27 protein-coding genes are annotated in these 26068 nt (G+C 62.0%); 19 read left to right on the forward strand and 8 right to left on the reverse strand.

Annotation, left to right across the window (positions count from 1 at the left end):
* Positions 1 to 46 precede the first annotated feature (46 nt).
* Positions 47 to 739: an alpha/beta family hydrolase gene (locus HBO05_RS15315; RefSeq protein ID WP_262381418.1), complete on the reverse strand. Its 693-nt coding sequence runs from the start codon at positions 737 to 739 to the stop codon at positions 47 to 49.
* A gap of 79 nt (positions 740 to 818) precedes the next feature.
* Here HBO05_RS15315 and ccoN (HBO05_RS15320) point away from each other — a divergent pair, with 79 nt between their 5' ends.
* From ccoN (HBO05_RS15320) to hemN, 16 genes are all read left to right on the forward strand, one after another.
* The gene (gene ccoN / locus HBO05_RS15320; RefSeq protein ID WP_169954201.1) at positions 819 to 2243 is read left to right on the forward strand and encodes a cytochrome-c oxidase, cbb3-type subunit I; all 1425 of its coding nucleotides are present in this window, start codon (positions 819 to 821) and stop codon (positions 2241 to 2243) included.
* Positions 2244 to 2253: 10 nt separating this feature from the next.
* On the forward strand, positions 2254 to 2862 hold the full coding sequence (gene ccoO, locus HBO05_RS15325; RefSeq protein ID WP_029300055.1) for a cytochrome-c oxidase, cbb3-type subunit II: 609 nt from the start codon (positions 2254 to 2256) through the stop codon (positions 2860 to 2862).
* Between the two features lie 3 nt (positions 2863 to 2865).
* Positions 2866 to 3084 (forward strand): cbb3-type cytochrome c oxidase subunit 3, encoded by a 219-nt coding sequence (locus HBO05_RS15330; RefSeq protein WP_169954202.1) that lies wholly within the window; start codon positions 2866 to 2868, stop codon positions 3082 to 3084.
* Positions 3081 to 4004: a cytochrome-c oxidase, cbb3-type subunit III gene (gene ccoP, locus HBO05_RS15335; RefSeq protein WP_169954203.1), complete on the forward strand. Its 924-nt coding sequence runs from the start codon at positions 3081 to 3083 to the stop codon at positions 4002 to 4004. The genes HBO05_RS15330 and ccoP (HBO05_RS15335) overlap by 4 nt, the downstream gene beginning before the upstream one ends.
* Positions 4005 to 4540: 536 nt before the next feature.
* The gene (gene ccoN, locus HBO05_RS15340; protein WP_057439486.1) at positions 4541 to 5983 is read left to right on the forward strand and encodes a cytochrome-c oxidase, cbb3-type subunit I; all 1443 of its coding nucleotides are present in this window, start codon (positions 4541 to 4543) and stop codon (positions 5981 to 5983) included.
* Positions 5983 to 6591, forward strand: coding sequence for a cytochrome-c oxidase, cbb3-type subunit II (ccoO, locus tag HBO05_RS15345; RefSeq protein WP_029300047.1), 609 nt, complete (start codon positions 5983 to 5985; stop codon positions 6589 to 6591). The genes ccoN (HBO05_RS15340) and ccoO (HBO05_RS15345) overlap by 1 nt, the downstream gene beginning before the upstream one ends.
* 5 nt (positions 6592 to 6596) lie before the next feature.
* Complete coding sequence (locus tag HBO05_RS15350) at positions 6597 to 6782, forward strand: CcoQ/FixQ family Cbb3-type cytochrome c oxidase assembly chaperone (RefSeq protein ID WP_003175465.1); 186 nt, start codon at positions 6597 to 6599, stop codon at positions 6780 to 6782.
* On the forward strand, positions 6779 to 7753 hold the full coding sequence (ccoP, locus tag HBO05_RS15355) for a cytochrome-c oxidase, cbb3-type subunit III (RefSeq protein ID WP_170043329.1): 975 nt from the start codon (positions 6779 to 6781) through the stop codon (positions 7751 to 7753). The genes HBO05_RS15350 and ccoP (HBO05_RS15355) overlap by 4 nt, the downstream gene beginning before the upstream one ends.
* Positions 7754 to 7909: 156 nt before the next feature.
* Positions 7910 to 8164, forward strand: a complete 255-nt coding sequence (locus HBO05_RS15360) for a type II toxin-antitoxin system Phd/YefM family antitoxin (protein ID WP_169954205.1) — start codon at positions 7910 to 7912, stop codon at positions 8162 to 8164.
* On the forward strand, positions 8164 to 8574 hold the full coding sequence (locus HBO05_RS15365; protein WP_169954206.1) for a type II toxin-antitoxin system VapC family toxin: 411 nt from the start codon (positions 8164 to 8166) through the stop codon (positions 8572 to 8574). Before HBO05_RS15360 ends, HBO05_RS15365 begins: the two co-directional genes overlap by 1 nt.
* Positions 8575 to 8781: 207 nt before the next feature.
* Positions 8782 to 10197: a cytochrome c oxidase accessory protein CcoG gene (gene ccoG / locus HBO05_RS15370; protein WP_169954207.1), complete on the forward strand. Its 1416-nt coding sequence runs from the start codon at positions 8782 to 8784 to the stop codon at positions 10195 to 10197.
* A 14-nt stretch (positions 10198 to 10211) separates the two neighbouring features.
* Positions 10212 to 10751, forward strand: coding sequence for a FixH family protein (locus tag HBO05_RS15375; RefSeq protein WP_057960318.1), 540 nt, complete (start codon positions 10212 to 10214; stop codon positions 10749 to 10751).
* Between the two features lie 114 nt (positions 10752 to 10865).
* Entirely contained in the window at positions 10866 to 13316 is a 2451-nt protein-coding gene (locus tag HBO05_RS15380) for a heavy metal translocating P-type ATPase (RefSeq protein ID WP_172313176.1), read from the forward strand.
* Between the two features lie 22 nt (positions 13317 to 13338).
* Positions 13339 to 13566 carry a cbb3-type cytochrome oxidase assembly protein CcoS gene (gene ccoS / locus HBO05_RS15385; protein ID WP_169954209.1) on the forward strand — a complete coding sequence of 76 codons (228 nt, stop codon included), beginning with the start codon at positions 13339 to 13341 and terminating at the stop codon, positions 13564 to 13566.
* Positions 13559 to 14242 (forward strand): sulfite exporter TauE/SafE family protein, encoded by a 684-nt coding sequence (locus tag HBO05_RS15390; RefSeq protein WP_170043328.1) that lies wholly within the window; start codon positions 13559 to 13561, stop codon positions 14240 to 14242. The genes ccoS and HBO05_RS15390 overlap by 8 nt, the downstream gene beginning before the upstream one ends.
* 102 nt (positions 14243 to 14344) lie before the next feature.
* Positions 14345 to 15727, forward strand: a complete 1383-nt coding sequence (gene hemN / locus HBO05_RS15395) for an oxygen-independent coproporphyrinogen III oxidase (RefSeq protein ID WP_169954211.1) — start codon at positions 14345 to 14347, stop codon at positions 15725 to 15727.
* 6 nt (positions 15728 to 15733) lie between these two features.
* Here the strand turns inward: hemN and HBO05_RS15400 are convergent, their stop codons facing one another.
* Entirely contained in the window at positions 15734 to 16204 is a 471-nt protein-coding gene (locus tag HBO05_RS15400; RefSeq protein WP_057960322.1) for a hypothetical protein, read from the reverse strand.
* Between the two features lie 154 nt (positions 16205 to 16358).
* On the opposite strand from HBO05_RS15400, the gene fnr reads away from it, so the two are divergent.
* Entirely contained in the window at positions 16359 to 17093 is a 735-nt protein-coding gene (fnr, locus tag HBO05_RS15405) for a fumarate/nitrate reduction transcriptional regulator Fnr (RefSeq protein ID WP_032863348.1), read from the forward strand.
* A gap of 90 nt (positions 17094 to 17183) precedes the next feature.
* On the forward strand, positions 17184 to 17732 hold the full coding sequence (locus HBO05_RS15410; protein ID WP_169954212.1) for an adenine phosphoribosyltransferase: 549 nt from the start codon (positions 17184 to 17186) through the stop codon (positions 17730 to 17732).
* A gap of 118 nt (positions 17733 to 17850) precedes the next feature.
* Here HBO05_RS15410 and HBO05_RS15415 read toward each other — a convergent pair whose 3' ends face one another.
* From HBO05_RS15415 to dnaX, 5 genes are all read right to left on the reverse strand, one after another.
* Positions 17851 to 18999: an acyl-CoA dehydrogenase family protein gene (locus HBO05_RS15415; protein ID WP_172313178.1), complete on the reverse strand. Its 1149-nt coding sequence runs from the start codon at positions 18997 to 18999 to the stop codon at positions 17851 to 17853.
* A 200-nt stretch (positions 19000 to 19199) separates the two neighbouring features.
* Complete coding sequence (gene recR, locus HBO05_RS15420; protein WP_172313180.1) at positions 19200 to 19802, reverse strand: recombination mediator RecR; 603 nt, start codon at positions 19800 to 19802, stop codon at positions 19200 to 19202.
* Positions 19803 to 19860: 58 nt separating this feature from the next.
* Positions 19861 to 20886, reverse strand: coding sequence for an NADP-dependent oxidoreductase (locus HBO05_RS15425; protein WP_172313183.1), 1026 nt, complete (start codon positions 20884 to 20886; stop codon positions 19861 to 19863).
* Positions 20887 to 21027: 141 nt separating this feature from the next.
* Positions 21028 to 21366, reverse strand: coding sequence for a YbaB/EbfC family nucleoid-associated protein (locus HBO05_RS15430; RefSeq protein ID WP_003193199.1), 339 nt, complete (start codon positions 21364 to 21366; stop codon positions 21028 to 21030).
* 66 nt (positions 21367 to 21432) lie between these two features.
* The gene (gene dnaX, locus HBO05_RS15435) at positions 21433 to 23484 is read right to left on the reverse strand and encodes a DNA polymerase III subunit gamma/tau (RefSeq protein ID WP_169954298.1); all 2052 of its coding nucleotides are present in this window, start codon (positions 23482 to 23484) and stop codon (positions 21433 to 21435) included.
* A 134-nt stretch (positions 23485 to 23618) separates the two neighbouring features.
* Between dnaX and HBO05_RS15440 the strand changes: the two genes are divergently transcribed.
* On the forward strand, positions 23619 to 24386 hold the full coding sequence (locus HBO05_RS15440; RefSeq protein ID WP_170043324.1) for a transporter substrate-binding domain-containing protein: 768 nt from the start codon (positions 23619 to 23621) through the stop codon (positions 24384 to 24386).
* Here the strand turns inward: HBO05_RS15440 and HBO05_RS15445 are convergent.
* Complete coding sequence (locus HBO05_RS15445; RefSeq protein ID WP_170043323.1) at positions 24365 to 26056, reverse strand: EAL domain-containing protein; 1692 nt, start codon at positions 26054 to 26056, stop codon at positions 24365 to 24367. The two genes, HBO05_RS15440 and HBO05_RS15445, sit on opposite strands and share 22 nt — an antisense overlap.
* Positions 26057 to 26068 lie beyond the last annotated feature (12 nt).

The following is a 26068-nucleotide window of genomic DNA, read 5'->3' on the forward strand; positions in this document are numbered from 1 at the left end:
GTGAATACATTCAAAATGTGGGAACTGGCTTGCCTGCGATGAGGCCCTAACGGGTGCCGAAAAAACCAGCCACCTTCCCCGCCGCAGCTTCCAGATGCTGCTCATGGGTAAACCCCGAAGCCTTCAACGGCTTCAAATCGTGATCCCCCGCCACCAGCCACATCACCTCGATGCTCGGCGACAATACATACCCCTCCACCGCCGCCCGATTGCCCAGCGCATCGCGTTCGCCCTGCACAATCAAGGTCAGGGTCTTCAGCCCTGCCAGATGCTCGACCCGTGGCTTCTCTGGCTTGCCCACCGCATAGAACGGATACCCCAGGCACACCAGCGCATCTGCCGCCAATTCATCGGCCACCAAGCTGGCCATTCGCCCGCCCATGGACTTGCCGCCAATCGCCAAAGGCCCAGCGACATGACGTCGCACCTGGGCATATACCTCGCGCCAGCATTCCAGCAGTTTTGGCGCCGGGTTCGGCGGGCGTTTGCCGCCATCCACACGGCGCTGGGCCATGTAGGGAAACTCGAAGCGCAACACGTTCACGCCATGCCCGGCAAGGCGTACAGCCATGTCGTCCATAAAGCCCGAGTCCATCGGCGCGCCGGCACCGTGAGCCAGGATCAGCGTCGGTGATTGGCCCGCGTCAACGCTCGTGGCCGCATTCCACAACCACCCGTGTTCACGCACACACTGCGCCCATTGATCCCCGTCAATACTGGCCTTGTGCTCTTTGCCCATGCTTGCCTCGCTTTTTAGTCTGCCTATAACTCCAGCCCAAGTGCCGCATCTGCTTGGGTTGAACCGTGGATGGGGAACCATGAACACTACTTTAAGTACCGCCTATAACTACAAGGTGGTCCGCCAATTCGCCATTATGACGGTGGTGTGGGGCATCGTCGGCATGGGGCTCGGGGTTTTTCTCGCCGCCCAGTTGGTATGGCCCGAACTCAACTTCAACCTGCCTTGGACCAGTTTCGGTCGATTGCGCCCACTGCACACCAACGCGGTGATTTTCGCGTTTGGTGGCTGCGCGCTGTTTGCCAGCTCCTTCTACGCGGTGCAACGCACCTGCCAGACCCAGCTGTTCGCGCCGAAAGTCGCCGCGTTCTGCTTCTGGGGCTGGCAGTTGGTGATCCTGCTGGCAGCAATCAGCTTGCCACTGGGCTACACCAGTTCCAAGGAATACGCCGAGCTGGAATGGCCGATCGACATCCTGATCACCATCGTCTGGGTCGCCTACGCCATCGTGTTCTTCGGCACCGTGGCCAAGCGCAACACCAAGCACATCTATGTCGGTAACTGGTTCTTCGGTGCGTTCATCATCACCGTGGCGATCCTGCATATCGTCAACAACCTGGAAATCCCGGTCAGCCTGACCAAGTCCTACTCGCTGTACGGCGGTGCGACGGATGCCATGGTGCAGTGGTGGTACGGCCATAACGCCGTAGGTTTCTTCCTCACTGCGGGCTTTTTGGGGATGATGTACTACTTCGTACCCAAGCAGGCCGAGCGTCCGGTTTACTCCTATCGCTTGTCCATCGTGCACTTCTGGGCACTGATCACCCTGTACATCTGGGCCGGTCCTCACCACCTGCACTACACCGCGCTGCCGGACTGGGCACAGTCCCTGGGCATGGTGATGTCACTGGTTCTGCTGGCGCCAAGCTGGGGCGGCATGATCAACGGCATGATGACCCTCTCGGGCGCCTGGCATAAGCTGCGCAGCGACCCGATCCTGCGCTTCCTCGTTGTATCGCTGGCGTTCTACGGCATGTCGACCTTCGAAGGGCCGATGATGGCCATCAAGACGGTCAACGCCCTGTCCCACTACACCGACTGGACCATCGGCCACGTACACGCCGGCGCTCTCGGTTGGGTGGCGATGATCTCCATCGGCGCGCTGTACCACATGATCCCGAAAATCTTCGGTCGCGAGCAGATGTACAGCCTCGGCCTGATCAACGCGCACTTCTGGCTGGCGACCATCGGCACCGTGCTCTACATCGCTTCGATGTGGGTCAACGGCATTGCCCAGGGCCTGATGTGGCGTGCGGTCAACGAAGACGGCACCCTGACCTACTCCTTCGTCGAAACCCTGGTGGCCAGCCACCCAGGCTTCATCGTGCGGTTGGTGGGCGGAGCGATCTTCCTCAGCGGCATGTTCCTGATGGCTTACAACACTTGGCGCACCGTGCGTTCGGCACAACCTGCCGAAGTGGCCGCTGCGGCGCAGATGGCCTGAGGAGTCGATGATGAAACACGAAACGATTGAAAAGAACGTCGGCCTATTGATGCTGCTGATGGTGCTTGCCGTGAGTATCGGCGGCCTGACGCAGATCGTCCCGCTGTTCTTCCAGGACGTCACCAACAAGCCGGTCGAAGGCATGAAGCCCTACACCGCGCTGCAACTGGAAGGCCGTGACATCTACATCCGCGAAGGCTGCGTACAGTGTCACTCGCAGATGATCCGGCCGTTCCGCGCCGAGACCGAACGCTACGGCCACTACTCGGTCGCCGGCGAAAGCGTGTGGGATCACCCGTTCCTGTGGGGTTCCAAGCGTACCGGTCCGGACCTGGCCCGTGTTGGCGCGCGCTACTCCGACGACTGGCACCGCGCGCACTTGTACAACCCGCGCAACGTTGTGCCTGAGTCGAAGATGCCGGCCTACCCTTGGCTGGTCACCGCCCAGGTCGACAGCAGCCACACCGAAACCAAGCTCAAGGTCATGCGCACCCTCGGCGTGCCGTACACCGACGCAGACATCACCGCGGCCGTGGACAGCCTCAAGGGCAAGACCGAAATGGACGCCCTGGTCTCCTACCTGCAAGTGCTCGGCACTGCAATCAAGAGCAAGAGGTGAACCATGGGTTTTGAACTGGATACCGGAATGATCCGCGGCCTCGGCACGCTGGTGGTGGCAATTGCCTTCATCGGCCTGTCGCTGTGGGTGTTCAACTCCAAGCGCAACCCGGAGTTCGCCGAGGCCTGCCTGCTGCCATTTGCCGATGAGCCTAAGCCTGACGCCATCGACACCCCATCCGACGCTCAAGAAGAGCCTGTAACAAGGAGCATTCGGCCATGACTACCTTTTGGAGTACATGGATCTGTGTACTGACCCTCGGCAGCCTGATCGGCCTGACCTGGCTGCTGTTCGGCACCCGCAAGGGCGAGACCAAGGGCAGCGTCGACCAGACCATGGGCCACGCCTTCGACGGGATTGAGGAGTACGACAACCCCCTGCCCCAGTGGTGGTTCATGTTGTTCGCCGGCACCCTGGTGTTTGCCGTCGGCTACCTGATCCTCTATCCGGGCCTGGGTAACTGGAAAGGCGTGTTGCCGGGCTATGAAGACGGCTGGACCCAGACCAAGGAATGGGACAAGGAAATGGCCAAGGCCGACGCCAAGTTCGGGCCGATCTTCGCCAAATTCGCAGCCATGCCCGTGGAAGAAGTAGCCAAGGACCCGCAAGCGTTGAAAATGGGCGGCCGCCTGTTTGCCTCCAACTGCGCGGTGTGCCACGGCTCCGATGCCAAGGGCGCCTATGGCTTCCCGAACCTGGCGGACGACAACTGGCGCTGGGGTGGTTCGGCAGACGCGATCAAGCTGACCATCATGAACGGGCGCCACGCCGCCATGCCGGCCTGGGGTGAAGTGCTGGGCGAGGACGGGGTGAAAAACGTCGCGGCCTATGTGCGCCACGACCTGGCCAAGTTGCCACTGCCGGCTGACAGCAAGGTCGACCTGGCTGCTGGCAAGCAAGCGTTCGACACCACCTGCGTGGCTTGCCACGGCCCAGAAGGCCACGGCGTTGAAGCCATGGGCGCGCCAAACCTGACGCAGCCTGCCGGTTTCATCTACGGCACCAGCCTTGCGCAGTTGCAGCAGACCATCCGTCACGGCCGCCAGGGCCAGATGCCGGCGCAGGAAGCCCTGCAAGGCAACGACAAGGTCCACTTGCTGGCGGCCTACGTCTACAGCCTGTCGCAGAAAGAGCAGAAGTAAGCTTCAAGCTACACGCTGCAAGAGAAGAGTTCTCAACTCGGCTCTTGCAGCCCTCCCTCTCCCCGCTCCAAACCTGCCCCTTGCAGCTTGCTACTAACCGCTGCGCCCTGCGCCAGATTGTCACACCCTTCTAAAGCACACCTTTCCCCTCTCGCCATTCGGGTCTACGCTTGTTTCCACAGTGGGCCGGCATTGATCGGTCGCAGCTCGACTTGCACTCGATGAGTCAGACACTCCAGCAGGGTGACAGGCGCAAAGGCTGGCAGTTACCGGCTGTCGTGCCATTGACCATTCGTCACTCCGCCAGCTTGTTTGTACATACCTCGCTACAAGTACCTGCGCCCCCTCAAAATTCCTGTCCAACCCGTCAGCTTTTCATTTTTGATTTTGTCCTTACGCCAAACATGGAAAGGGCGCAGAATCTGGTTTGTAAAGCATTGACGCAGGTCAGCGTTACGTTGCAATGGCACCTCGCTTTCTCCATACTTGCGACCGATTTTTATCCTAATAAAACACCTAAACCGTGGAACCTTAGAATGAGCACAGCAATCAGTCCGACTGCTTATAACTATAAGGTAGTCCGCCAGTTCGCCATCATGACGGTGGTCTGGGGGATCCTTGGCATGGGGCTCGGTGTCTTCATCGCCTCGCAACTGGTCTGGCCGGAGTTGAACTTCGACCTGCCATGGACGACGTTTGGACGCCTACGCCCACTGCACACCAACCTGGTGATCTTCGCCTTCGGCGGATGTGCACTGTTTGCCACTTCTTACTATGTCGTGCAGCGAACCTGCCAGACGCGACTGATTTCCGATGGTCTCGCCGCCTTCACCTTCTGGGGATGGCAAGCGGTGATTGTCGGCGCCATCATCACCCTGCCAATGGGCTTCACCACCACCAAGGAATACGCGGAATTGGAATGGCCCCTTGCCATCCTTCTGGCGATCGTCTGGGTGACCTACGGCATTGTGTTCTTTGGCACCATCGTCAAGCGCAAGACCAAGCACATCTATGTCGGCAACTGGTTCTACGGCGCATTCATCGTCGTGACGGCGATGCTGCACATCGTCAACCACGCGTCCCTGCCGGTGAGTTTCTTCAAGTCCTACTCGGCCTACGCCGGTGCGACCGATGCGATGATCCAGTGGTGGTACGGCCACAACGCCGTAGGGTTCTTCCTGACCACCGGCTTTTTGGGGATGATGTACTACTTCGTGCCGAAACAGGCCGAGCGTCCGATCTACTCCTATCGCCTGTCCATCGTGCACTTCTGGGCGCTGATCACCCTGTATATCTGGGCCGGTCCGCACCACCTGCACTACACCGCACTGCCAGATTGGGCACAGTCCCTGGGCATGGCCATGTCGATCATCCTGCTGGCTCCTAGCTGGGGCGGCATGATCAACGGCATGATGACCCTGTCGGGCGCCTGGCATAAGCTGCGCACCGACCCGATCCTGCGCTTTTTGGTGGTATCGCTGGCGTTCTACGGCATGTCGACCTTCGAAGGGCCGATGATGGCCATCAAGACCGTCAACTCGCTGTCCCACTACACCGACTGGACCATCGGCCACGTCCACGCCGGCGCCCTCGGCTGGGTAGCGATGATCTCCATCGGCGCGCTGTATCACATGATTCCCAAGCTCTATGGCCGGGCGCAGATGCACAGCACCAGCCTGATCAATACCCACTTCTGGCTGGCCACCATCGGCACCGTGCTCTACATCGCCTCGATGTGGGTCAACGGCATCACCCAGGGCCTGATGTGGCGTGCGATCAACGACGACGGTACCCTCACCTACTCCTTCGTCGAAGCGCTGCAAGCCAGCCATCCTGGTTTCATCGTCCGTGCCCTCGGTGGTGCGTTCTTTGCCAGCGGCATGCTGTTCATGGCCTACAACGTGTGGCGCACCGTGCGTGCCTCCAACCCTGTAGAGGCTGAAGCCGCCACCAAGATCGCCGTCGTGGGAGCTCACTGATGAAGCATGAAGTAGTCGAGAAGAATATCGGCCTGCTGGCCTTCTTCATGGTCATCGCCGTGAGTATCGGCGGCCTGACCCAGATCGTTCCGCTGTTTTTCCAGGACGTCACCAACAAGCCGGTCGAAGGCATGAAGCCACGTACCGCCCTTGAACTGGAAGGTCGCGATGTGTACATCGCCAACGGCTGTGTCGGCTGCCACTCGCAGATGATCCGCCCGTTCCGTGCTGAAACCGAACGCTATGGCCACTACTCGGTCGCCGGCGAAAGCGTGTGGGACCACCCGTTCCTGTGGGGCTCCAAGCGTACCGGTCCGGACCTGGCCCGCGTGGGTGGTCGTTACTCCGATGACTGGCAGCGTGCGCACTTGTACAACCCGCGCAACGTGGTGCCCGAGTCGAAAATGCCGGCGTACCCGTTCCTCGTGGAAAACAAGCTCGACGGCAAAGACACTGCCAAGAAAATGGAAGTCTTGCGCACCCTCGGCGTGCCTTACACCGACGAAGACATCGCCGGTGCCCAGGCAGCCGTCAAGGGCAAGACCGAAATGGACGCGCTGGTGGCCTACCTGCAAGGCCTGGGCACCATCATCAAAAGCAAACGGTGATCTGAATGGATATCGGGATGATTCGAGGCCTGGGCACCGTTGTCGTGATGGTGGCCTTTATCGGCCTGGCGTTGTGGGTGTTCAGCCCCAAGCGCAAGTCAGAGTTTGAAGACGCGACCTTGCTGCCTTTTGCGGATGATCCCGAAGCCATCAAGCACGTCGAGCAAGCTTCTAGGAGTAACAAAGAATGACTACGTTCTGGAGTCTGTACGTCACAGTCCTCAGTCTGGGTACCATTTTTGCCCTGACCTGGCTGCTGCTGTCGACCCGCAAGGGCCAGCGCGCCGAACAAACGGACGAGACGGTTGGCCACTCGTTCGATGGCATCGAGGAATACGACAACCCACTGCCAAAGTGGTGGTTCATGTTGTTCGTCGGCACCATCGTGTTTGCCCTGGGCTACCTGGTGCTGTACCCGGGCCTGGGCAACTGGAAAGGCCTGCTGCCGGGCTATGCCTACCTCGATAACGACAAGCAAACCCCATTCGCCAACGGCCAGAGCGGCTGGACTGGCGTGCACGAGTGGGAAAAGGAAATGGCGCGCTCGGACGCCAAGTTCGGGCCGATCTTCGCCAAATTCGCGGCCATGCCTATTGAAGAAGTGGCCAAGGACCCGCAAGCGCTGAAGATGGGAGGCCGCCTGTTCGCCTCCAACTGCTCGGTCTGCCACGGTTCCGACGCCAAGGGTGCCTACGGCTTTCCCAACCTGACCGACGCCGACTGGCGCTGGGGCGGCGAGCCGGAAACCATCAAGGCCACCATCATGGCCGGCCGCCATGCAGTGATGCCGGGCTGGGCTGAAGTCATCGGCGAACAAGGCGTGGCTGACGTGGCCGGCTTCGTGCTGACCAACCTCGATGGCCGCAAGCTGCCGGAAGGCGCCAAGGCCGACGTGGCCAACGGCGAGAAACTCTTCGCCGCCAACTGCGTGGCCTGCCACGGACCGGCCGGCAAGGGTACGCCAGCAATGGGCGCACCCGACCTGACCCACCCGGGCGCGTTCATCTACGGCTCCAGCTTCGCCCAACTGCAGCAGACCATCCGTTACGGCCGCCAGGGCCAGATGCCTGCGCAAGAGCAACTGCAAGGTAACGACAAGGTGCACTTGCTGGCGGCGTATGTTTACAGCCTGTCGCACAAAGAGCAGCAAGAGCAGAAGTAAGCTGCAAGCCCCAATAAAAAGCCCCGTACAGCGCATGCTGGCGGGGCTTTTTTGGTTCTGGTGAAGCCTATCGACCGTTTGTAGCTTCAAGCTTGTGGCTTGCAACTGCGTAGTAGTAACGTAACTACATTCACCCATCCCGCTGGGAGGCGCCCCATGACTATCACGACAATCTCCAGCCGCGAATTCAACCAGGACACAAGCGGTGCCAAAAAAGCCGCGCGCCAAGGACCGGTTTTTATTACCGATCGAGGCAAGCCTGCCCATGTACTGCTAAGTATTGAGGACTACCAAAAATTGACAGGCATCAACGCCGATATCGTTGACCTGTTGGTGATGCCCGAAGCGGCGGATATCGAGTTTGAAACCGAGCGTGCCGTGATTACACACCGACCCGTGGACCTCTCCTGATGTATCTGCTCGATACCAACGTCATTTCCGAGTTACGCAAACCCCAAGCCGACAAAAATGTGGTGGCCTGGGCCAGAACCGTCGCCGCACCGCGCATGTATATTTCGGCGATTACCTTGAAGGAACTGGAGACTGGGGTGCTGCGAATGGAGCGCCGTGACCCCGCGCAGGGCAAGGTCTTGCGCACCTGGCTCAAACGCCACGTCATGCCGGCCTTCGATGCCAGAATCCTGCCAATTGACGCTGCCGTGGCATTGCGCTGCGCCAGCTTGCATGTGCCCGATTGTGCCAACGAAAGTGATGCGCTTATCGCCGCAACCGCTCTGGTTCACGGCCTGACCGTGGTCACCCGCAATGTCACCGACTTCCAAAGCAGCGGTGTGACACTGATCAACCCATGGGACGAATGACCTTCGAGCCCTGAAAAACCGTCCATACTCATCCTGTCAATTGATTCAAGTCACGTACACCATCAATTGATTTCCCCCAACGCGACCAAAGGTCGCACCCGTTCATCGGTACTACAGGCGTATCATTACGCCACTGCAAGACCCCTATTTTGACCCCGGCTGGCACGTACTGGCCGAGGCAAATCTCCACTGCCGTGGGATGCAATGATGAGCAACCAGATTCCGGTACATGACGTTACCCCGCCTGCCAAAAAAACCAGCGACACCGTCGATCTCTACGCCTCGCGGGAGAAAATCTACACCCGTGCGTTCACCGGGATGTTCCGCAATCTGCGGATGCTCGGCGGTGCCGGGTTGTTCCTGCTGTACTTCGGTACGGTGTGGCTGAACTGGGGCGGGCACCAGGCCGTCTGGTGGAACCTGCCAGAGCGTAAATTCTTCATTTTCGGTGCGACATTCTGGCCCCAGGATTTCATCCTGCTGTCGGGCATCCTGATCATCTCGGCCTTTGGCCTGTTCTTTATCACCGTGTACGCCGGGCGGATCTGGTGCGGCTACACCTGCCCGCAAAGCGTGTGGACCTGGATCTACATGTGGTGCGAAAAGGTCACCGAAGGCGACCGCAACCAGCGGATCAAGCTGGACAAGGCGCCGATGAGCGCCAACAAGTTCCTGCGTAAACTCAGCAAGCACAGCCTGTGGCTGATCATCGGTTTTGTTACCGGCATGACCTTTGTCGGCTACTTCTCGCCGATCCGCGAACTGGTCTTCGATTTCTTCACAGGCCAAGCCGATGGCTGGTCGTACTTCTGGGTCGGCTTCTTCACCCTCGCCACCTACGGCAACGCCGGCTGGCTGCGTGAACAAGTGTGCATCTACATGTGTCCGTATGCGCGCTTCCAGAGCGTGATGTTCGACAAGGACACCCTGATCGTCTCCTATGACCCGCGTCGTGGCGAAGTGCGTGGCCCACGCAAGAAAGGCATCGACTACAAGGCCCAGGGCCTGGGGGATTGCATCGACTGCACCATGTGCGTGCAGGTCTGCCCCACCGGGATCGACATCCGTGACGGCCTGCAGATCGAGTGCATTGGCTGCGCGGCCTGCATCGACGCCTGCGACACCATCATGGACAAGATGGACTACCCTCGCGGGTTGATCAGCTACACCACCGAACATAACCTGTCGGGGCAAAAGACCCACAAGTTGCGCCCGCGCCTGATCGGCTATGCGCTGGTGCTGCTGGCGATGATCAGCCTGCTGGCCACGGCGTTTTTCATGCGCTCGCTGGTGGGTTTCGACGTCAGCAAGGACCGCGTGCTCTACCGCGAAAACGCCGAAGGGCGGATCGAGAACGTCTACAGCCTGAAAATCATGAACAAGGACCAGCACGACCACACCTACGTGCTGGACGCCAGCGGCCTGCCGGACCTCAAGCTGCAAGGCAAGCGCGAGATCAAGGTCGCCGCCGGGGAAATCTTCACTATGCCGGTGGAGCTGTCGAGCGCGCCGGAACAATTGCCATCGAGCACCAACGAGGTGAAATTCATCCTCAAGGATGCTGACGATGACAGCGTCCACGTTGAAGCCAAGAGCCGGTTCATCGGCCCACAAATTCGTTAAAAGAGAGCAGAACAATGCCCGTAGCAACTGCCGCAAGCCCCTGGTACAAGCACCTCTGGCCCTGGATCATCATTGCCATCCTGGCCTGCTCGGTGACGCTGACCTTGTCCATGGTGACCATCGCGGTGAACAACCCGGACAACCTGGTCAACGACAACTACTACGAGGCCGGCAAAGGCATCAACCGCTCCCTGGACCGCGAACTGCTGGCCCAGACCCTGCAAATGCGCGCCACCCTGCACCTGGATGAACTGACCGGTGAAGTGGAACTGTTCCTCACCGGCAACAGCGGGCCGACTACTCTGGAGCTGAACCTGATTTCGCCGACCCAGCCGGAGAAAGACCGCAAGGTCGTGCTCACCCGCAGCCAGAGCGAGCCGGGGCGGTACATCGGCCAGGTGACCGACAAGGTCGAGGGGCGGCGCTTCGTCGAACTGCTGGGGGTCGAAGGCGACAGGACCTGGCGCATGTTTGAAGAGGAAGAAGTCAGCCATGGCACCGACTTGAAGTTGGGTGACGAGCCGTTGCAGGGTGCTGAAGACCTGAAGAACTGACAGCCGCGCTTCGCGCATCGCCGGCAAGCCGGCTCCTACAGGGAGTGTGCGATAACCTTGTAGGAGCGGGCTTGCCCGCGATGAGGCCCTCCCCGCCCACACAGATCCAAAACCATGACCACCCCAACCCCCTGCTACCACTGCGCCCTCCCCGTCCCGCCCGGCAGCCGCTTCACTGCGGTGATCCTTGGCGAGTCCCGCGAGCTCTGCTGCCCGGGTTGCCAGGCGGTGGCCGAGGCGATTGTCGCAGGCGGGCTGGAAAGCTATTACCAACACCGCAGCGAGGCCTCGGCCAACCCCGAAGCGCTGCCCGTGCAGTTGGTCGACGAACTGGCGCTGTACGACCGCGCCGATGTGCAAAAACCCTTCGTGCGCCACGACGGCGACCTGGCCGAAGCCACCCTGTTGATGGAAGGCATCAGTTGCGCCGCCTGCGGCTGGCTGATCGAAAAACACCTGCGCAGCCTGCCCGCCGTGGCCGAGGCGCGACTGAACCTGTCCAACCATCGCCTGCATGTGCGCTGGGCCGATGGGCAGTTGCCGTTGAGCCAGGTGCTCAGCGAGCTGCGCCAGATCGGCTACGCCGCCCACCCCTATCAAGCCGACCGCGCCGCCGAACAACTGGCCAGCGAAAACCGCCTGGCCCTGCGCCAACTCGGCGTCGCCGGCCTGCTGTGGTTCCAGGCGATGATGGCAACCATGGCCACCTGGCCGGAATTCAATATCGACCTGAGCCCCGAGCTGCACGTGATCCTGCGCTGGGTCGCGCTGTTTTTGACCACCCCCATCGTGTTCTACAGCTGCGCGCCGTTTTTCAAGGGCGCCATGCGCGACCTGCGCACTCGCCACCTGACCATGGATGTCTCGGTGTCACTGGCCATCGGCGGCGCTTACCTCGCGGGAATCTGGACCGCGATAACGGGAGTGGGCGAGCTGTATTTCGATGCCGTGGGCATGTTCGCCCTGTTCCTCCTGGCCGGCCGCTACCTGGAGCGCCGTGCCCGCGAGCGCACGGCCGCCGCCACCGCCCAGTTGGTCAACCTGCTACCGGCCTCGTGCCTGCGCCTCAAAGGCGATGGCCAGAGCGAACGCATCCTGCTCACCGAACTGGCCCTGGGCGACCGGGTGCTGGTGCATCCGGGCGCGATCCTGCCGGCCGACGGGGTGATCCTGGAGGGCCAATCGAGCATCGACGAGTCCCTACTCACCGGCGAATACCTGCCACAACCGCGACAGGCCGGCGATAGCGTCACCGCTGGCACCCTCAACGTCGAAGGCGCGTTGACCGTGCAAGTGCGCGCCCTGGGCCACGACACCCGCTTGTCGGCCATCGTGCGCCTGCTGGAGCGGGCCCAGGCCGAAAAACCGCGCCTGGCAGAAATCGCCGACCGCGCCGCGCAATGGTTCCTGCTCTGCTCACTGATCGCCGCCGCTGTGATCGGCCTGCTGTGGTGGGAGCTGGATTCATCGCGAGCATTCTGGATTGTCCTGGCGATGCTGGTGGCGACTTGCCCGTGCGCCCTGTCCCTGGCAACCCCCACGGCCTTGACCGCCGCCACCGGCACTCTGCATAAACTCGGCCTGCTGCTGACCCGTGGCCATGTGCTGGAAGGCTTGAATCAGATCGACACAGTGATTTTCGACAAGACCGGCACCCTCACCGAAGGCCGCCTGGCCCTGCGCGCCATCCGGCCGCTGGGCAGCATGAGCAGCGACCTCGCCCTGGCCCTGGCCGCCGCCCTCGAAAACCGCTCCGAACACCCGATTGCCCGGGCCTTTGGCCGCGCGCCGCTGGCAGCTGAAGAGGTGCTCAGCACCCCTGGCCTGGGGCTCGAAGGGCGGGTCGGCGAACGCCTGCTGCGGATCGGCCAACCCGCTTTTGTCTGTGAATTAAGCGGCTGTGGGATTCCTGATTCGCCGCAAGATGCCGGCCAATGGCTGCTGCTGGGCGATACCCACGGCGCCCTGGCCTGGTTTGTCCTGGATGATCGCCTGCGCAGCGATGCACCGGCGCTGCTGGCCGCGTGCAAGGCGCGGGGCTGGCGTACCTTGTTGCTGTCGGGTGACAGCTCGCCGATGGTCGCCAGCGTCGCCGCCGAACTGGGGATTGATGAAGCCCGTGGCGGCCTGCGCCCGGATGACAAGCTGCAGGTGCTGCAACAACTGCACAAGGAAGGCCGCAAGGTGCTGATGCTCGGGGACGGCGTGAATGACGTGCCGGTGTTGGCCGCCGCCGATATCAGCGTGGCCATGGGCTCGGCCACTGACCTGGCGAAAACCAGCGCCGATGCGGTGCTGTTGTCCAACCGCCTGGACGCCCTGGTGCAAGCCTTCAGCCTGGCCCGGCGCACGCGCCGGGTAATCATTGAAAACCTGCTGTGGGCCGGGCTGTACAATGGCCTGATGTTGCCGTTCGCCGCCCTCGGTTGGATCACGCCGATCTGGGCTGCGATCGGCATGTCCCTCAGTTCGTTGACCGTGGTGCTCAACGCCCTGCGCCTGACACGCCTGCCGCGCGCCAGTGCCGCGAGCACCACCCCACAGCCCCGCCCGCTGCCGGCTTGAGCCGCGCGGGCATGGAGTAGCGATGCCAGCTCTTTACGTAATGATTCCAGCGGCGCTGCTGATCGTCGCCATCGCCATCTACATCTTCTTCTGGGCGGTGGACAGCGGCCAGTATGACGACCTCGACGGGCCGGCCCACAGCGTGTTGTTCGACGACCAGGACCCCAAGCACCTGGCCGCTGTCGACGAAGCCAGCAGCCATGCGCAACCACCGACCAAGCCTGACGAGCCGGCGCCGCCCCATGCTTGACCTCGCGCCGCTGCTGGTTTCTGCGCTGATCCTCGGCCTGCTGGGCGGCGGCCATTGCCTGGGCATGTGCGGCGGCCTGATGGGCGCGCTGACCCTGGCCATCCCCCCGGAGCAACGCAGCCGGCGCTTTCGCCTGCTGCTGGCGTACAACCTGGGACGCATCCTCAGCTATGCCTGCGCCGGCGTATTGATTGGCCTGGCCGGCTGGGCCGTGGCCAACAGCCCGGCGGCGATGTTCATGCGCATCCTCGCGGGCCTGCTGTTGATCAGCATGGGCCTGTACCTGGCCGGCTGGTGGAGCGGCCTGACCCGTATCGAAAGCCTCGGCCGCGGCCTGTGGCGCCATATCCAGCCGTTTGCCAGCCGTTTGCTGCCGGTGTCCAGCCTGCCCCGCGCCTTGCTGCTGGGCGCGCTGTGGGGTTGGTTGCCGTGCGGCCTGGTCTACAGCACCTTGTTGTGGGCGGCCAGCCAGGGCAATGCGATGGATAGCGGGTTGCTAATGCTGGCCTTCGGCCTTGGCACCTGGCCGGTCTTGCTCGCCACCGGTCTGGCGGCGGAGCGTGTCACCGCGCTGTTGCGCAAGCGCAGTGTGCGCGTGGCGGGCGGCCTGCTGGTGATGGTGTTCGGGATCTGGACCCTACCCGGCCCCCATCAGCACTGGCTGATGGGCCACTAAAAGGCCATGTGGCATAGCGCCGCTCCCCTTTGATACAAATCAAGATGACCGCCCGGCCATGCCCCTAGACTCGGCCCACTAGCCAATCCGGGGAACGCCCGCATGCTCGACGCCATTCGTTGGGATACTGATCTGATTCATCGCTACGACCTCGCGGGGCCGCGCTACACCTCCTACCCCACCGCCGTACAATTCACCAGCCAGGTCGGCACTTTCGACCTGCTGCACGCCCTGCGCGACAGCCGCAAGGCGGTGCGCCCGCTGTCGCTGTATGTGCACGTGCCGTTCTGCGCGAACATTTGCTACTACTGCGCCTGCAACAAAGTCATCACCAAGGACCGCGGTCGCGCCCAGGCCTACCTGCAACGCCTGGAACAAGAGATTCAACTGGTCGCCTGCCACCTGGACCCCAACCAACGGGTGCAGCAACTGCATTTTGGCGGCGGCACGCCGACCTTTCTCAGCCACGACGAATTGCGCCAACTGATGGCGCAACTGCGCCAGCACTTCAACCTGCTGGATGACGACTCCGGCGACTACGGCATCGAGATCGACCCCCGGGAAGCCGACTGGGCCACCATGGGCCTGTTGCGTGAACTGGGCTTCAACCGCGTGAGCATCGGCGTGCAGGACCTGGACCCCGAAGTGCAGCGGGCGGTCAATCGCCTGCAAAGCCTGGAAGAAACCCGCGCGGTGATCGATGCGGCGCGCACCCTGCAGTTTCGCTCGATCAATATCGACCTGATCTACGGCCTGCCCAAGCAGACCCCGGAGCATTTCGCCCGCACGGTGGCCGAGGTCATCAGCCTGCAACCCGACCGCCTGTCGGTGTTCAACTATGCCCACCTGCCCGAACGCTTCCTGCCCCAGCGGCGGATCAACGGCGAAGACCTGCCGGCCCCCGCCGTCAAATTGCAGATGCTGCAGGAAACCATCGAACAGTTGACGGCGGCTGGCTACAACTACATCGGCATGGACCACTTCGCCCTGCCCGATGACGAATTGGCCATTGCCCAGGAAGAGTCCACCCTGCAGCGCAACTTCCAGGGCTACACCACCCACGGTCACTGCGATTTGATCGGGCTCGGCGTTTCGGCCATCAGTCAGATTGGTGACCTGTACTGCCAGAACAGCAGCGACCTGAATCACTACCAGAACGCCCTGGCGGGGGCGCAACTGGCCACCAGTCGCGGCCTGCTCTGCACGGCGGACGATCGTTTGCGCCGGGCGGTGATTCAACAGTTGATCTGTCACTTCAGCCTGGACTTCGAAAGCATCGAGCAGGCCTTCACCGTGGATTTTCGCGGCTATTTCGCCGAGCTTTGGCCACAACTCCAAGCCATGGCCAGTGACGGCCTGATCGAACTCGACGCCGAAGGCATTCGGGTACTGCCGGCCGGACGCCTGCTGGTGCGCTCGGTGTGCATGGTGTTCGATGCCTATCTGGAGCAACAGAATAGGCAGCGATTTTCGCGGGTGATCTAAGCCGGGTTACTTGGCCATCAACGAGGCGGCCTTCACCGCGTCTTCGGCGCTCAGGTTCTTCATCGCTTCGCTCAACGACGCATAGGCGCCGGTCAGCGAGGCTTGCAAGCCGCCCAACGCCGATTGCACGCCGCTCAGTTTCGCCAGGACCTGCTCCGGGCTGAGGCGCTTGTCGGACATGATCGCCGACATCTCTGCCATCTTTTCCGCGATCTGCTGCTTCAACTGGCGAATCATTTTCAGCAGTTTCTGCACGTTCTCGTCCAGCCCGCTTTCTTCGATATCGTCGTTGGCGGTCTTCTCGGCGCTGGCAGCCTTCAGCGACGCACCGGAAAAGGTCACGCTCACGCCTTCGGCAGGCTGGGTTTCACCCAGCGCCGTTGATTCGGTACCGGCGCCCACGGTGCTGGTTTTTTTCGGTTCAAGCAGCGTCGGCACAGTGGTGCGGGACGGGAGATTGCCGTCGATGGAAAGCATATCGTGAGCCTCCAAGCTCTTGGTCGTTAGCAGTTCATCGACCGCGGGGTAAAATTCTTTATACCCCTGCCGGTTTTTTGTACAGGCTGGCCTGATAGTCCCTCAGTGCGGTACCCTTACGTCTTATGTGTGTTTTCCCACAAGGATTTAAGAAATGTCCGAGCCAGTTAAACTGCGCGCTCATAGCCAGGCTCACTGCAAGGATTGCAGCCTGGCGCCCCTCTGCTTGCCACTTTCGCTGAATCTGGAAGACATGGATGCGCTGGACGAAATCGTTAAACGTGGTCGCCCCCTGAAGAAAGGCGAGTTTCTGTTTCGCCAGGGTGACAAGTTCGATTCCGTCTATGCAGTACGCTCGGGCGCCTTGAAGACGTTCAGCCTGAGCGACAGCGGCGAAGAACAGATCACCGGCTTCCACCTGCCCAGCGAGCTGGTGGGCCTGTCGGGCATGGACACCGAGATTCACCCGGTGTCGGCCCAGGCCCTGGAAACCACGTCGGTGTGCGAGATCCCGTTCGAACGCCTGGACGAACTGGCCCTGCAATTGCCGCAGTTGCGCCGCCAGTTGATGCGCGTGATGAGCCGGGAAATCCGCGATGACCAGCAAATGATGCTGCTGTTGTCGAAAAAAACCGCCGACGAACGGATTGCCACCTTCCTGGTCAACCTGTCGGCGCGTTTCCGCGCCCGGGGTTTCTCGGCCAATCAGTTCCGCCTGAGCATGTCGCGCAACGAAATCGGCAATTACCTGGGCCTGGCGGTGGAAACCGTATCCCGGGTATTCACGCGCTTCCAGCAGAACGAACTGATTGCCGCCGAGGGCAAGGAAGTACACATCCTCGACCCGATCCAGCTCTGCGCACTGGCCGGCGGCTCCCTCGACGGCTGACCGCCGGACCAGGGGCGCGACACTTGCGGCCAAGCCAACCGGCGAGGCCGCAGGTATACTGCGAAGTCTTTGCGCCCAGGACTCCCGACGATGGCTTTCGACTCCTTCGACATCAAATCCCTGATTCGCCCCGTCATCGACTTCCCCAAGCCTGGGGTGATCTTTCGTGATATCACGCCGCTGTTCCAGTCGCCCAAGGCCATGCGCCTGGTGGCCGACACCTTTATCCATCGCTACGTCGAAGCCGAGTTCAGCCATATCGGCGCGATGGATGCCCGCGGCTTTCTGATCGGTTCGGTGATTGCCTATCAACTGAACAAGCCGCTGATCCTGTTCCGCAAACAGGGCAAGCTGCCGGCGGACGTACTGTCCGAGGGCTATCAGACCGAATATGGCGAAGCGTTCCTCGAAGTACACGCCGATAGCCTGTGCGAAGGGGATTCGGTATTGATGTTCGATGACCTGATCGCCACGGGTGGCACCTTGATTGCTGCGGCTAATCTGGCGCGGCGCATGGGGGCACGGATTTTCGAGGCCGCGGCGATTATTGATCTGCCGGAGCTGGGGGGCTCGCAGCGTTTGGAGGATATGGGGATCGCGACCTTCTGCTTGACGCAGTTTGGCTTGACTGAGCGGTAATTTGCGCCGGTCTTGCGGGCCTCATCGCGGGCAAGCCCGCTCCCACTTTTGAATGGGTTCACAAATCAAAATGTAGGAGCGGGCTTGCCCGCGATGAGGCCAGTAATAACACCCTCAATCACAACCCCATCTGCTTACTGATGATTTCATTCATCACCTCCCGCGTCCCGCCACCAATCGACAAAATCCGGTTATCCCGGTACAGCCGCTCCACCAGGCTGCCGCGCATATAACCCAGGCCTCCCAGGATCTGCACCGCGTCATACGTCACCCGGTCGGCGGTGTCGGTGGCCAGGTTCTTGGCCATGGAAATCTCCTTGATCACACTCTTGCCCGCCGCCATCTTCGCGGCCTGGCGGTAGGTGAACTCGCGGGAAACCTCGACCGCCGTGGCCATCTCCGCCAGGCGGTGCTTGAGCACCTGGAACTTGCCAATCGGCTTACCAAAGGCCTCGCGCTGCGCAGCCCACTTCAGGCTCTCTTCCAGGGCCATCTGCGCCGTCATGTTGGCCATCAATGCCAATGCCAGGCGTTCGCTCTGGAAATTGCCCATGATGCAGGCAAACCCCATGTTTTCGCTGCCGATCAGGTTGCCTACGGGCACCTGGCAATTGTCGAAGAACAACTCGGCCGTGTCCGACGCCCACCAGCCCATTTTCTTCAGCGGTTGGCCGACGGTGAAGCCAGGTGTGCCCTTCTCGATCAGCAACAGGCTGATGCCGGCAAAGCCTGGCCCGCCGGTACGTACGGCGACAGTGTAGTAGTCGGCGCGCACGCCACTGGTAATAAAGGTTTTGCTGCCACTGACCCGATAGCAATCGCCATCGCGCACGGCACGGGTTTGCAGGCTGGCCACGTCGGAGCCACCACCGGGCTCGGTGACGGCCAGGGCCATGATCTTCTCGCCAGACAAGACCTGCGGGGCCACGCGCTCGCGGATTTCGGGGCGGGCCCATTTGACGATGGGCGGCAGGCCGATATCCAACGAGCCCAGCCCCGCCACCACGCCGCCGGAGCCACAGCGCATCAGCTCTTCGCTGGCGGCCACCTTGGCGAACAGGTCGCCTTCATGGCTGCCGCCGAGGGCTTCGGGGTAACCGATCCCGAGAATCCCCGCCGCACCTGCCTTGAGGTACAGCTCGCGAGGGAAGTGTTCGGCCTCCTCCCACTGCTCGATGCCCGGCACAATCTCGCGCTCGACAAAACGGCGCACGCTGTCGCGGACCAATTGGTGACTGGGGTCGAAATATTCCTGGTAGGCAGACATCGGCAAGCTCCATGCAGAGATGGAGCGAACTTACCAAGCGCTTGCTTGGTTATCAAGCCGAACGCAAATGCAATATGCATGCTTGTGTAGGAACTGGCTTGCCTGCGATGGTATCGCCTCGGTCCCCCTGATACACCGCAGTGCCTGCATCGCAGGCAAGCCAGCTCCCACACAAGCCAGCGTGCCCCAGGGAGTTTGGCTTACAGCGCGATAGGTTTACGCCCGGCAAACGAGTGCGCCAGGGTGCCGCCGTCCACCAACTCCAGCTCACCACCCAACGGCACGCCGTGGGCGATGCGCGAGGTGATCAGGCCTTTGTTGGTCAGCAGTTGCGCGATGTAGTGCGCCGTGGCTTCCCCTTCCACCGTAGGGTTGGTGGCCAGGATCACTTCGGTAAAGGTGCCCTGCTGTTCAATGCGCGCCACCAACTGCGGGATACCAATGGCTTCAGGTCCCAGGCCGTCAAGGGGCGACAGGTGGCCCTTGAGCACGAAGTAGCGCCCGCGGTAGCCGGTCTGCTCCACCGCATACACGTCCATCGGCCCTTCGACCACGCACAGCAGGGTGTCGTCGCGACGGGGGTCGGCGCATTGCGGGCACAGTTCTTCTTCGGTAAGGGTGCGGCACTGACGGCAATGGCCCACACCTTCCATGGCCTGGCTCAAGGCCTGGGCCAGCCGCGAGCCACCGCTGCGGTCACGCTCCAGCAGTTGCAGCGCCATACGCTGGGCGGTTTTCTGGCCCACGCCCGGCAAGGTGCGCAGGGCGTCGATCAGTTGACGAATCAGAGGGCTGAAGCTCATGGGGCAAAGGTCCGACAAAACAACGAGACGCGGTTTATACCCGCGCCTCGGATAAGCGTCAAATACGCACGACCAACTTGCCGAAATTGCGCCCTTCCAACAGGCCGATAAAAGCTTCGGGCGCCTGCTCAAGGCCCTCGACCACGTCTTCGCGAAACTTGACCTTGCCGTCCCGCACCCACGGCGCCATGGCGCTGATGAATTCCGGGTGGCGGTCGCCATAGTCGTCGAACACGATAAAGCCCTGGATGCGCACGCGCTTGGTCAACAGGGTGCGTTGCAACGCTGGCAGCCGGTCAGGGCCGGTGGGGGCCTCATGGGCGTTGTAGCCGGCAATCAGGCCACACAGGGGGATCCGCGCCTTGGGATTGAGCAGGGGCAGTACGGCGTCGAAAACCTTGCCGCCGACGTTCTCGTAATAAATGTCCACCCCTTTGAAACAGGCCTGGGCCAGCTCATCGGCAAAATCTGCGCCTTTGTGATCGATGCAGGCGTCAAAACCCAACTCTTCCACCACGTAGCGGCATTTGTCTGCGCCGCCCGCGATGCCAACCACCCGCAGGCCCTTGAGCTTGGCCACCTGGCCAACCACCGAGCCCACTGCACCGGAGGCCGCCGCCACCACCAGGGTTTCCCCGGCCTGGGGTTGGCCGATATCCATCAGGCCCATGTAGGCCGTCATGCCGGGCATGCCCAGCACACCCAGGGCCATGGACGGGCTTGGCAAGCCGTTGGGCACCGGTATCAAATTGCGGCCGTCACTGATGCTATGGCTTTGCCAGCCGGTGGCGCCGACCACCAGGTCACCCACCTCGAACTTGGGGTTACGCGACTGTTCGATGCGGCTGACAGCGCCACCAGTCATCACCTCGCCGATTTCTACCGGGGCTGCGTAGGACGGCGCGTCACTCATGCGTCCACGCATGTAGGGGTCCAGGGACAGGAACAGGGTCTTGAGCAGGACCTGGCCGTCTGCCAGGTCGGGCAGCGCCACGCGCTCCAGGCGGAAGTTTTCCGGCACGGGCGCACCCTGCGGGCGTGATACCAGGACGATGCGCTGGTTGAGGGTCATGGCTTGGGTCATCAGCGAGGCTCCTTTATATCGGTGATTGAATTCAGCGGTATAGGGTGCAGACAGCTGTTGCAGGGCTGACGTTCGATTGTGCCCGAGACAAACAAAAATGCCAGGCGCGATGCCTGGCATTTTCAGTCTTGCGCTGGCCGGTCAGAACGGCAGCTTCATGCCCGGCGGTAGTTGCATGCCCGCGGTCACGCCGGACATTTTGTCCTGGCTGTTGGCTTCGATCTTGCGCACGGCGTCGTTGACGGCCGCGGCGAACAGGGCTTCGAGCATTTCCAGGTCGTCTTCGCCAACGCCCGGCAATACGCTTGGGTCAATGCTCACGCGCTTGATGTCGTGACGACCGGTCATCACCACGCTGACCATATCGCCACCGGCTTTACCGGTGACTTCGGCGTTGGCCAGTTCTTCCTGCATCTTGGCCATCTTTTCCTGCATCTGCTGCGCCTGCTTCATCAGGCCGGCCATGCCACCTTTCATCATGGGAATCACCTCAAAAGTACGTGGATCAATACGGCGCCGAGCCTCGGGGCACGGCGCCTGCAATTATCAGCCCGCTGCAGCCTGGGCTTCGACAGGTTCAATAGTATCGTGTCGCACCACTGCGCCAAACTGCTCCATCATCTGCTGGATCAGCGGGTCGGCCTGGATCGACTCCTCGGCCTCGCGCTGGCGGTTGAGCCGGCGACGGGTGGCGGCCTGGGCCGGAGTTTCCTGCTCGGGCTTGATCAGCTCGATGGTCACCGTCAGGGTGCGTTCGTGGAACTGGTTCAGGGCATCGTTGAGCCGGCGCTGCTGGGTCGCGTTGAACAGGGCGCTGTGGGCCGGGTCCAGGTGCAACAGCCAGTGATCGCCATCGACAGCGATCAGCGTGCAGTTGGCGGCGATGCTGCCGGTCATGCCGGAAATCGGCAATTTCGGGAACAGCTCCAGCCATTGCAGGGCCAGGCCAGTGGCCGGCATGGCGGCAGGCTCCGCCTCGGGCTCGGGCGCAGGCTCGGCGGTGTGCTCGCTGGCCAGGTCGTCCAAGTAGCTGTAGGCCGAATCCATGTCCGGCTCGATGTAATCTTCGTCCAGGGGCGGTTCGTCATCCAGGTCGATGCCTGGGGTAGCGGCGTCCACTTCGGCAATAGTCGGCTCGGGCACGGGTGCCGAGACCCATTCCGGCGCGTCGGGTACCACGCTGTCGGGGGTTGGCGTCGGCATCGGCGTCAGTTCAGGCTGCTCGCCGGTGGTTTCGAGGACAGGCTCGACGGCAGGAGCCAGCTCGACCACGGCCTCTGCCGGCTCATTCCAGGGCAGATCGACTACCGGCGCGGGCTCGGGCTCGACCATCGGCTGCGGCGCCACTACAGGCGCCACAGGCTCCACCGCGACCATGGCTGGAGCAGCGGCCACAGGTTGCGGCGCGCTTACTGGCGCAACGACCGCCGCGCCAGCCACTGGTTTGGCGGAATCAACTGTGGCCTGGCTGATCCCCACTGGCTTTAGTGGCTGTCTCGGCGCGTCGGCGGTATCCGCGGGGCGAAACGCCAGCATGCGCAGCATGACCATTTCGAAACCGCCGCGCGGGTCTGGTGCCAACGGCAGGTCGCGGCGCCCGATCAGGCCCATCTGGTAGTAGAACTGCACATCTTCGGCCGGCAGCGCCTGGGCCAGTGCCAATACGCGGTCGCGGTCGCCGTGGCCGTTGTCGACCCCCTCAGGCAGGGCCTGGGCGATAGCGACGCGGTGCAGCACATTGAGAATTTCCGAGAGCACGCCATTCCAGTCCGGCCCCTGCTCCGACAGATGGCGCACGGCTTCGAGCAGCGCCTTGGCGTCGCCTTCGATCAGCGCATGCAGCACGTCGAACACTTGGCCGTGATCGAGGGTGCCGAGCATGGCGCGCACGTCGGCGGCCATTACCTTGCCTTCACCGAAGGCAATCGCCTGGTCGGTCAGGCTCATGGCATCGCGCATCGAGCCATCGGCGGCGCGGCCCAGCAGCCACAGCGCATCGTCTTCGAACGGCACGTTCTCCACACCCAATACGTGGGTCAAATGCTCGACCACCCGCTCAGGGGTCATGTTCTTCAGGGAGAACTGCAGGCACCGCGACAAAATCGTTGCAGGAAGTTTCTGCGGATCGGTGGTGGCCAGGATGAACTTAACGTAGGGCGGCGGCTCCTCCAGGGTCTTCAACAGCGCGTTGAAGGAATGGCTGGAGAGCATGTGCACTTCGTCGATCAGGTAGACCTTGAAGCGCCCGCGGCTGGGGGCGTACTGCACGTTGTCCAGCAGTTCGCGGGTGTCCTCGACCTTGGTGCGGCTCGCGGCGTCGATTTCGATCAGGTCGACAAAGCGCCCTTCGTCGATCTCCCGGCACACCGAGCAGGTGCCGCAGGGCGTCGAGGTGATGCCGGTCTCACAGTTCAGGCACTTGGCAATGATCCGCGCAATGGTGGTCTTGCCCACCCCGCGCGTGCCGGTGAACAGGTAGGCGTGGTGCAGCCGTTGGCTGTCCAAGGCATTGATCAGAGCCTTGAGCACATGGGTCTGGCCGACCATTTCGCGGAACGAGCGCGGACGCCATTTACGTGCAAGAACCTGATAACTCATCGAAAACCGTCGCAACTGGGAAGCGGAAGCCGGTAATGCTAGCGGAGCAGGGGGGAAATTGCATCCGGCACGCTCGCCTAATCTGACTAAGCTGGTAGTGGCACGCCCTGCAAAGGGCTGATCCCGGAGAGTTTATGCGCGTAGTCCTGGGCGCTTTATGGATGATCACCACACTGAGCCTGGCGGCGCCCGCCCCGTTGCGCTTCGCCATTTCCGACAGCTGGGCCATGCCCATGGTGCAGATCGAGGGGGCCCAGCCGACCCAGGGCATTTTGTATGACTTGATGCTCAGCCTGGCAACCCAGGTCGGCCACCCGGCGCAGTTCCAGGTACTGGCCCGGGCCCGTATCGCTCCAGCCATGGAGCACGGCGAGATTGATGTGCGCTGCTACGTCGCACAAGCGTGGCTGAATAATCTGTCCGGGGACTACATATGGAGCATTCCGTTATGGGTGCAGCGCAATGTCCTGGCCAGCGCCCATGTGCCGCCGCTGTCGGTGAATGTGGCGCAGCTGGCGGCACAGAATATCGGCACGGTGCTCAACTACAGCTACCCGACCCTCGAACCGCTGTTTGCCAAGGGCCAGCTCAAGCGCGACGACGCCCGCAGCGAAGAGCAAGTGCTGCAAAAGCTGGTGGCGGGACGCTTCAAGTACGCGGTCACCAACGAATGGACCCTGGAACGCTTCAATCAGCAGTTACCGGCAGGTCGCAAGCTGCACGTGGTGGCCGTGATTGAAGAGCAGAGCCTGGGCTGCTACGTGCGCAACGACCCAGCCCTACCCGTGCAGCGGATTTTGCGCACACTGCTGCGTATGAAAATGTCCGGGGAGATTGACGCAATCATCCTGCTCTATACCGGCGACGCTGGGCGCCTGCCTCAATCCCCGCCAGCGCCATAGTTGAGCAGATCAAACCCCGCCGCCCAGGCCGGCACCTCGGCTGCCGGCATCGGTTGGGCGAAGTAATAGCCCTGCGCCACTTCACAGCCCATGCGCAGCAGCAACTGGCCATGCTCGAGGGTTTCCAGGCCCTCGGCGATCACTTCGCGACCAAATGCCCGGGCCAGGCCGATCACCGCCTGGGTCAGCGCGAGGTCATCCTTGTCATGCAGGATGTCGCGCACAAACGACTTGTCGATCTTGATGGTCTGGGTGGGCAGGCGCTTGAGGTAGCTGAGGGACGAATAGCCCGTGCCGAAATCGTCCAGGGAAAACCGCACTCCCAGCGCCTGGCATGCCGCCAGGTGCTCGGTGACGCGCTGGATATGATCGATGGCTACCGATTCGGCGATCTCCAGGTCGAGCATGTGCGGCGCAACGTCAGGATGCTGGGCCAGCAGCTGTTGCAAGCGCTCGACAAAATCCGCGCGCTGGAAGTGTCGCGCCGCGATATTCACGCTGACCGGCCAGCAGTGCCCGGCATCTTGCCACTGGCGTATCTGCGCCAGCACCTGGTCCATCACCCACTCGCCGACATCGACGATCAGGTCGGTCTGCTCGATCAACGACAGGAAATCCTTGGGCGACACCAGCCCGCGAATCGGGTGCTGCCAGCGCAGCAATGCCTCAAAACCCACGACCTGGCCGTGGCGCAGGTTGATCTTGGGATGGAAGTGCAGGCACAACTCCCCCGCTGCCAGGGCCTGGCGAATCTGCTGCACGGTCTGGTGGGTGGCCTTGACCTCCTGCTCCAGGGACACATCAAACAGCTGGTAGCGGTTACGGCCACTTTGCTTGGCCACGTACATCGCCTGGTCGGCATGGCGCAGCAGGGTGTCGGCATCCTCGTCATCCAACGGGAACAGCGTGACGCCAATGCTGGCAAACACGTTGATCTGCGCGCCGAGGATCGAGTACGGCTCGGAAATGGCCGTGAGGATGCGCCGCAAAGCGCGGTTCAACTCCTCGGCATCGCGCACGTAGCGCAGGATCAGCACAAACTCGTCACCGGCAAGCCTTGCGACCACATCTTCGCCACGGATGATGTCGCGCAGGCGGCTGGCGACCTCCACCAGCAACAGGTCGCCAGAGGCATGGCCGTAGCCGTCGTTGACCGCCTTGAAGCCGTCCAGGTCGAGCATGCACACCGCCAGGGGGATGTGCTCGCTGCGGGAAAACTCCAAGGATTGCACGAGCAGTTCAGACAGATAGGCACGGTTGGGCAGCCCGGTCAGCACATCATGGCCGACCCGCCATTGCAGGGTCTGCAACAACTGGCGCTTTTCGCTGACATCAAAACGAATCGACACGTACTTCTGCACCTTGCCGGTCCGCTCATCGACCAGCGGCACCATGGTGCTGTCGACCCAGTACAGCGAGCCGTCCTTGGCGCGGTTACAGATTTCCCCGCGCCAGACCTTACCCTCGGTGATGGTGCGCCACATCCCCTGGAAAAACCCGGCAGGATGCAACCCGGAACTGAGGATCCGGTGGTTGCGCCCCAGCAACTCGTCGCGGCTGTAGCCGGACATGCCGCAGAATTGGTCGTTTACATAGGTGATGCGGCCGGTGAGGTCTGTCTCGGAGAAAATGGCGGCGGCATCCACGGCCCTGCGGTATTTCTCATCCATGAATGAGGCTCT

Source organism: Pseudomonas sp. WS 5079, from assembly GCF_012985465.1.
Classification (GTDB): domain Bacteria; phylum Pseudomonadota; class Gammaproteobacteria; order Pseudomonadales; family Pseudomonadaceae; genus Aquipseudomonas.

Coding starts and splice junctions, on each gene's coding strand:
- ccoG (WP_169954207.1), top strand. CDS start 8,782: ATGAGCAACCAGATTCCGGTACATGACGTTACCCCGCCTGCCAAAAAA.
- HBO05_RS15400 (WP_057960322.1), bottom strand. CDS start 16,204: ATGCTTTCCATCGACGGCAATCTCCCGTCCCGCACCACTGTGCCGACG.
- HBO05_RS15375 (WP_057960318.1), top strand. CDS start 10,212: ATGCCCGTAGCAACTGCCGCAAGCCCCTGGTACAAGCACCTCTGGCCC.
- dnaX (WP_169954298.1), bottom strand. CDS start 23,484: ATGAGTTATCAGGTTCTTGCACGTAAATGGCGTCCGCGCTCGTTCCGC.
- ccoN (WP_169954201.1), top strand. CDS start 819: ATGAACACTACTTTAAGTACCGCCTATAACTACAAGGTGGTCCGCCAA.
- ccoO (WP_029300047.1), top strand. CDS start 5,983: ATGAAGCATGAAGTAGTCGAGAAGAATATCGGCCTGCTGGCCTTCTTC.
- fnr (WP_032863348.1), top strand. CDS start 16,359: ATGTCCGAGCCAGTTAAACTGCGCGCTCATAGCCAGGCTCACTGCAAG.
- ccoP (WP_170043329.1), top strand. CDS start 6,779: ATGACTACGTTCTGGAGTCTGTACGTCACAGTCCTCAGTCTGGGTACC.
- HBO05_RS15380 (WP_172313176.1), top strand. CDS start 10,866: ATGACCACCCCAACCCCCTGCTACCACTGCGCCCTCCCCGTCCCGCCC.
- HBO05_RS15390 (WP_170043328.1), top strand. CDS start 13,559: ATGCTTGACCTCGCGCCGCTGCTGGTTTCTGCGCTGATCCTCGGCCTG.
- ccoO (WP_029300055.1), top strand. CDS start 2,254: ATGAAACACGAAACGATTGAAAAGAACGTCGGCCTATTGATGCTGCTG.
- HBO05_RS15445 (WP_170043323.1), bottom strand. CDS start 26,056: ATGGATGAGAAATACCGCAGGGCCGTGGATGCCGCCGCCATTTTCTCC.
- ccoS (WP_169954209.1), top strand. CDS start 13,339: ATGCCAGCTCTTTACGTAATGATTCCAGCGGCGCTGCTGATCGTCGCC.
- HBO05_RS15425 (WP_172313183.1), bottom strand. CDS start 20,886: ATGACCCAAGCCATGACCCTCAACCAGCGCATCGTCCTGGTATCACGC.
- HBO05_RS15410 (WP_169954212.1), top strand. CDS start 17,184: ATGGCTTTCGACTCCTTCGACATCAAATCCCTGATTCGCCCCGTCATC.
- HBO05_RS15350 (WP_003175465.1), top strand. CDS start 6,597: ATGGATATCGGGATGATTCGAGGCCTGGGCACCGTTGTCGTGATGGTG.
- HBO05_RS15440 (WP_170043324.1), top strand. CDS start 23,619: ATGCGCGTAGTCCTGGGCGCTTTATGGATGATCACCACACTGAGCCTG.
- HBO05_RS15360 (WP_169954205.1), top strand. CDS start 7,910: ATGACTATCACGACAATCTCCAGCCGCGAATTCAACCAGGACACAAGC.
- HBO05_RS15315 (WP_262381418.1), bottom strand. CDS start 739: ATGGGCAAAGAGCACAAGGCCAGTATTGACGGGGATCAATGGGCGCAG.
- ccoN (WP_057439486.1), top strand. CDS start 4,541: ATGAGCACAGCAATCAGTCCGACTGCTTATAACTATAAGGTAGTCCGC.
- recR (WP_172313180.1), bottom strand. CDS start 19,802: ATGAGCTTCAGCCCTCTGATTCGTCAACTGATCGACGCCCTGCGCACC.
- HBO05_RS15330 (WP_169954202.1), top strand. CDS start 2,866: ATGGGTTTTGAACTGGATACCGGAATGATCCGCGGCCTCGGCACGCTG.
- HBO05_RS15365 (WP_169954206.1), top strand. CDS start 8,164: ATGTATCTGCTCGATACCAACGTCATTTCCGAGTTACGCAAACCCCAA.
- ccoP (WP_169954203.1), top strand. CDS start 3,081: ATGACTACCTTTTGGAGTACATGGATCTGTGTACTGACCCTCGGCAGC.
- HBO05_RS15430 (WP_003193199.1), bottom strand. CDS start 21,366: ATGATGAAAGGTGGCATGGCCGGCCTGATGAAGCAGGCGCAGCAGATG.
- hemN (WP_169954211.1), top strand. CDS start 14,345: ATGCTCGACGCCATTCGTTGGGATACTGATCTGATTCATCGCTACGAC.
- HBO05_RS15415 (WP_172313178.1), bottom strand. CDS start 18,999: ATGTCTGCCTACCAGGAATATTTCGACCCCAGTCACCAATTGGTCCGC.